This is a genomic window from Burkholderia sp. Ac-20345 (assembly GCF_017104825.1).
Taxonomy (GTDB): Bacteria; Pseudomonadota; Gammaproteobacteria; order Burkholderiales; family Burkholderiaceae; genus Burkholderia; species Burkholderia lata_B.
On record NZ_JAAGPO010000362.1, the window covers coordinates 1 to 4,560 of the forward strand.

Annotated in this window: 5 protein-coding genes and 1 pseudogene; 5 read left to right on the top strand and 1 reads right to left on the bottom strand. The window is 67.1% G+C overall.

Annotated elements, in window-relative coordinates; genetic code table 11:
* From G3O06_RS46525 to G3O06_RS46535, 3 genes and pseudogenes are all read left to right on the top strand, one after another.
* Nucleotides 1-296 (top strand): annotated as a pseudogene (locus tag G3O06_RS46525) (LysR family transcriptional regulator); the annotation flags it as partial.
* A 115-nt stretch (nt 297-411) separates the two neighbouring features.
* Nucleotides 412-621 carry a hypothetical protein gene (locus tag G3O06_RS46530; RefSeq protein WP_174917175.1) on the top strand — a complete coding sequence of 70 codons (210 nt, stop codon included), beginning with the start codon at nt 412-414 and terminating at the stop codon, nt 619-621.
* Nucleotides 621-1,001: a type II toxin-antitoxin system VapC family toxin gene (locus tag G3O06_RS46535; RefSeq protein ID WP_174974035.1), complete on the top strand. Its 381-nt coding sequence runs from the start codon at nt 621-623 to the stop codon at nt 999-1,001. The genes G3O06_RS46530 and G3O06_RS46535 overlap by 1 nt, the downstream gene beginning before the upstream one ends.
* Nucleotides 1,002-1,057: 56 nt before the next feature.
* Here the strand turns inward: G3O06_RS46535 and dapA are convergent, their stop codons facing one another.
* Nucleotides 1,058-1,951 (bottom strand): 4-hydroxy-tetrahydrodipicolinate synthase, encoded by an 894-nt coding sequence (dapA, locus tag G3O06_RS46540; protein ID WP_205820112.1) that lies wholly within the window; start codon nt 1,949-1,951, stop codon nt 1,058-1,060.
* A gap of 451 nt (nt 1,952-2,402) precedes the next feature.
* Between dapA and G3O06_RS46545 the strand changes: the two genes are divergently transcribed.
* Both G3O06_RS46545 and G3O06_RS46550 read left to right on the top strand, forming a co-directional pair.
* On the top strand, nt 2,403-3,419 hold the full coding sequence (locus G3O06_RS46545; protein ID WP_205820113.1) for a sulfate ABC transporter substrate-binding protein: 1,017 nt from the start codon (nt 2,403-2,405) through the stop codon (nt 3,417-3,419).
* A gap of 178 nt (nt 3,420-3,597) precedes the next feature.
* Nucleotides 3,598-4,560: an ion channel gene (locus tag G3O06_RS46550; RefSeq protein WP_175000502.1), complete on the top strand. Its 963-nt coding sequence runs from the start codon at nt 3,598-3,600 to the stop codon at nt 4,558-4,560.

Here is a 4,560-nt window from a genome sequence, read left to right on the forward strand (position 1 = left end):
TCGGCGCGCTCGACCGTGCGGGCGTGCCGTGGCGCGTCGCATTCACGACGCCGAGTCTTGCCGGGCTATGGGCCGCGGCGGCGGCCGGCCTCGGGCTGACGGTGCGCTCGCACTACGGGCTGCCCGCTTCGGTGCGCGTGCTCGATGCGGCTTCGTGCGGGTTGCCGGCACTGCCGGGCCTGCCGCTGATCCTGCTGCGGCGCACGTCATCGGCGACGCCGACCGTCGATCGGCTCGCGCGGATCGTGAAGCAGGCGGTGCGGGATGCGACGGAGGGGGCGGCGTTGGCGGCGTGACGAAACGCTCGATTGCCGCCGCGGGTTGCGGTTCTCCCGTCCCTCTGCCGAACGGTCGAATGGATCGATCGGGGGAACCTGACTACAGTGATGATCACTTGAAACGGAGGTCATCATGCAAAACGCAAATACGCCGGGCGCCAGTGCGGTCGATCCGGTTCAAAGGGCAGATGCCGCGATCCGGGGTGACGGGGCGTCAGCCGATCCACCGGTGCCTACCAATCCGCCCGTTCGGTTTGGTGTCCTGCAAGGGCAGGCGTGGATCGCGGACGACTTCGATGCCCCGTTGCCCGATTGTCTGCTGGACGCCTTTGAAGGGCGCTGATGCGGCTGTTGCTCGATACGCACATCTTTTTGTGGATCGTGACCAATGACCCCAAGCTCAGCGCACGGGCGCGCAGACTGATCTCGGCCGCCGACGAACGTTTCGTCAGCAGCGCGAGTATCTGGGAGGCTGCCATCAAGGCCGGCCTGGGGAAGCTCGATATCGACGTCGGCAAGCTGATCCGCGCGATCGGCTCAAGCGGGATTCGCGAGCTACCGGTTCGGGCCGTGCATGGGGCCGCGGTTCGTGATTTGCCGCACCATCATCGTGATCCATTCGATCGCTTGCTGGTCGCGCAGGCCCGGCTCGAGCCGCTTCAGCTCGTGACGGCCGATGCACAACTTGCCCGGTACGACCTGTCTCTCGTTCTGACAGTTTGAAGCAATCTGTCGGGGCGAAAGCCATCGGTCGCCTGGGCCCGACGTGGCGTCGCGGTTCATGCCGCCGCTGCATCCGGCTCGATTTCGGCCAGTTCCGCACAGATGGTGGCCAGCCGCTCCCTCAACCCTTCACTCGCCGGCACGAACGGCAGCCGCAACCCGTCCTCGCACCATCCTTGCGCTGCCAGCACGGCCTTCACCGGCGCCGGGTTCGGCTCCGCGAACAGTGCCGCGACGAGCGGCTGCAGCGCGACCGACAGGCGCCGCGCATCGGCGAGCCGGCCGTCGCGCAGCAGCGCATGGATACGCACATGCCATTCGGGCAGCACGTGCGCGCTGCTCGCGATCGCGCCGTGCGCACCGGCGCACATCGCCGCGAAATTCTGGTTGTCGTCGCCGGACAGGATCGCGAGCGGCGTGTCGTGCACGAGCCGGCTCATCCGGTCGAGCGTACCGCCGCATTCCTTGATGCCCGCGACGCGCGGGTCGCGCGCAAGTGCCTGCAGCGTGTCCAGTTCGACGTTCACGCCGGTGCGGTACGGGATGTTGTAGACGAGCACCGGCAGGTCGGCCGCGTCGACGATCGCCTCGACGTGACGGCGGATACCGTCCTGCGTCGGCCGCACGTAGACGGGTGGCGTGACGAGCAGCCCGTCGGGCCGCAATGCCGCGAGTTCGCGCGCGCGGGCGGCCGCGAAATGCGTCGCGCTCGCGGTCAGCCCGACGACGATCGGCAGGCCGGGTGCCGCGTCGCGCAGCGTCGCGAACACCGCGTCCTGTTCGCGCGCGTCGAGCAACACGCCTTCACCGGTCGTCGCGCCCGCGACGAAGCCTGCGATGCCCGCGGCCGCATAGCGGCGTGCGAGTCGCGCGAGCGCGGCATGGTCGACTTCGCCGTGGTGGAACGGCGTGATGATCGGCAGCCAGATACCTTCGAAACGTGTGTTCATGCAAAGCCTCATGGTGGAAACGGAGTGGGAAGGAACCGTTCCGCCGGCGGAGGGCCGGAGCGAGGCGTGCGAGCAAGGAGAAAGAAACGACCTGCGGGCATCCCGTCCGGCATTCGCCTGACGGGACGCGACGTCCCCGTCAGTCGAGGAGTCGTTTTTTCAGTTTCAGCCCGGCCGCGCGCGCACCTGCCGCAACGGCGGCGAGGATCGGAAGCGAGCGCAGGGCAGCGGACATGGAGGAACCGTGAGTGGGCTGAGCGGCGATCTTAACACCGGATCCGATCCGCGCGCGAGCGTCCGCCGCCGTTTAGCAGGATTCGAGATTTGCTTTCCACGACTGATTGGAAAGGGCACCGGGCCCGGCCGCTAGAATGCCCGCTTACGTTTCGATGACAGCGCGTACGCGTGCCGTCACGCACATTCACCACCACTGGAAACGGGGCATATCACGATGGCAAGCATGAAGGGGATCGGCCGCTGGCTGCACACGGGCGCGGCGGCGCTGGTCGTGGCGGCGACGGCCGCGCACGCGGATACGTCGATCCTGAACGTGTCGTACGACGTGACGCGCGAACTGTACAAGGACATCAACGCGGGCTTTGCCGCAGCCTACAAGCAGAAGACCGGCGAGACGATCGCGATCAAGCAGTCGCACGGCGCGTCGAGCGCGCAGGCGCTGTCGGTGCTGCAGGGGCTGCAGGCCGACGTCGTGACGATGAACCAGCCGAACGACATCGACCTGCTCGCCGAACGCGGCCAGCTGCTGCCGAAGGACTGGCGTGCGCGTTTCCCGGACAACAGCTCGCCGTACTCGACCACGATGGTGTTCCTGGTGCGCAAAGGCAACCCGAAGGCGATCAAGGACTGGAGCGATCTCGCGAAGCCGGGTGTCCAGGTGATCATCGCGAACCCGAAGACGTCGGGCAACGGCCGCTATGCGTATCTCGCCGCGTGGGGCTTCCAGAAACAGAAGGGCGCGACCGACCAGCAGGCGATCGACTTCGAGAAGGCGATCTTCCGCAATGTGCCGGTGCTCGACTCCGGCGGCCGGGGTGCGACGACGACGTTCACGCAGCGCGGCATCGGTGACGTGCTGGTCACGTTCGAGAACGAAGTCGCGCTGATGGACACCGGCGCATCGGGTGCCCAGTTCGACGCCGTGTATCCGTCGGCGAGCATCCTCGCGGAACCGCCCGTCGCCGTCGTCGACAAGGTCGTCGACAAGAAGGGCACGCGCAAGGTCGCGCAGGCGTATCTCGACTACCTGTACACGCCGGAAGCGCAGGAGATCATCGCGCAGCACCATCTGCGCCCGCGCGATGCGAACGTGCTGAAGAAGCATGCGGCCGAATTCAAGCCGCTGAAGACGTTCAGCGTCGAGCAGGTCTTCGGCAATTGGGCGAACGCGCAGAAGACGCACTTCGCGGACGGCGGCACGTTCGACCAGGTGATCGTCGACCGGAAGTGAGCGCCGCGCGCACCGCGCGCTTGTCCGCACGCTGACGACGCAGCCGGCCGCTTCCGCGACCGGCTTTTTTGTGCCGCTCGGCCGGCGGCGCGGCGGATTTCCATTCCGAACCGGCACGCATACCCGGCCGCCGCCGCGCGTGCTACGCTCATCGCCTTCCTGCTTCCGGCGCCGCGCGATGAATGTCGATTCGTCCTCCCCAGCCTCCCGCGGCCGTGGCCGCAAGATCTGGTCGGGCACGCGCCCGGTCATCGCGTACGGGATGCCGCCGCTCGGCTGGCGCGACCTTTATCACCGCGCGCTGACGGTGAGCTGGCCCGTATTCTTCCTGTCGCTCGCGGTGCTGTTCCTGCTGCTCAACGGCGGCTTCGCGACGCTCTACATGCTTGGCCACGCGCCGATCGCGAACCAGTCGCCGGCCGGATTCGGCGGCGCATTCTTCTTCAGCGTCGAGACACTCGCGACCGTCGGCTATGGCGACATGCATCCGCAGACCGTCTATGCGCACCTGGTCGCGACGTTCGAGATCTTCGTCGGGATGTCGGGCATCGCGATGGCCACGGGGCTCGTGTTCGCGCGGTTTTCGCGACCGCAGGCGAAGATCCTGTTCGCGCGCTACGCGATCGTCCGGCCGTTGAACGGCCGGATGACGCTGATGGTGCGCGCCGCGAATGCGCGCCAGAACGTGATTGCGGAGGCGCAAGCGAAACTGCGGCTGATGCGCATCGAAGGCACGCATGAGGGCTATACGCTGCGCAAGATCCACGACTTGCCGCTCGTGCGCAGCGAGCATCCGATTTTCCTGCTCGGCTGGAACCTGATGCACGTGATCGACGAATCGAGCGCGCTGTTCGGCGAGACGCCCGAATCGCTCGCCGCGCGCGACGCGTCGTTGCTGATCACGATCGAAGGCTCGGACGAGACGACCGCGCAGGTGATGCAGGCGCGTCATTCCTGGGAGCATGGCGAGATCCGCTGGCGTCACCGCTATGTCGACCTGATGCACGACGAAGACGGCATCACGCACATCGACTACACGCATTTTCATGAAGTGGTGCCCGTCGACACCGATACCGACGAGCGCGGCTCGCCGGGTGCGGTGGTCAACGCCGGCGCCGCGGCGTCGGGCCCGGCCGCGTAG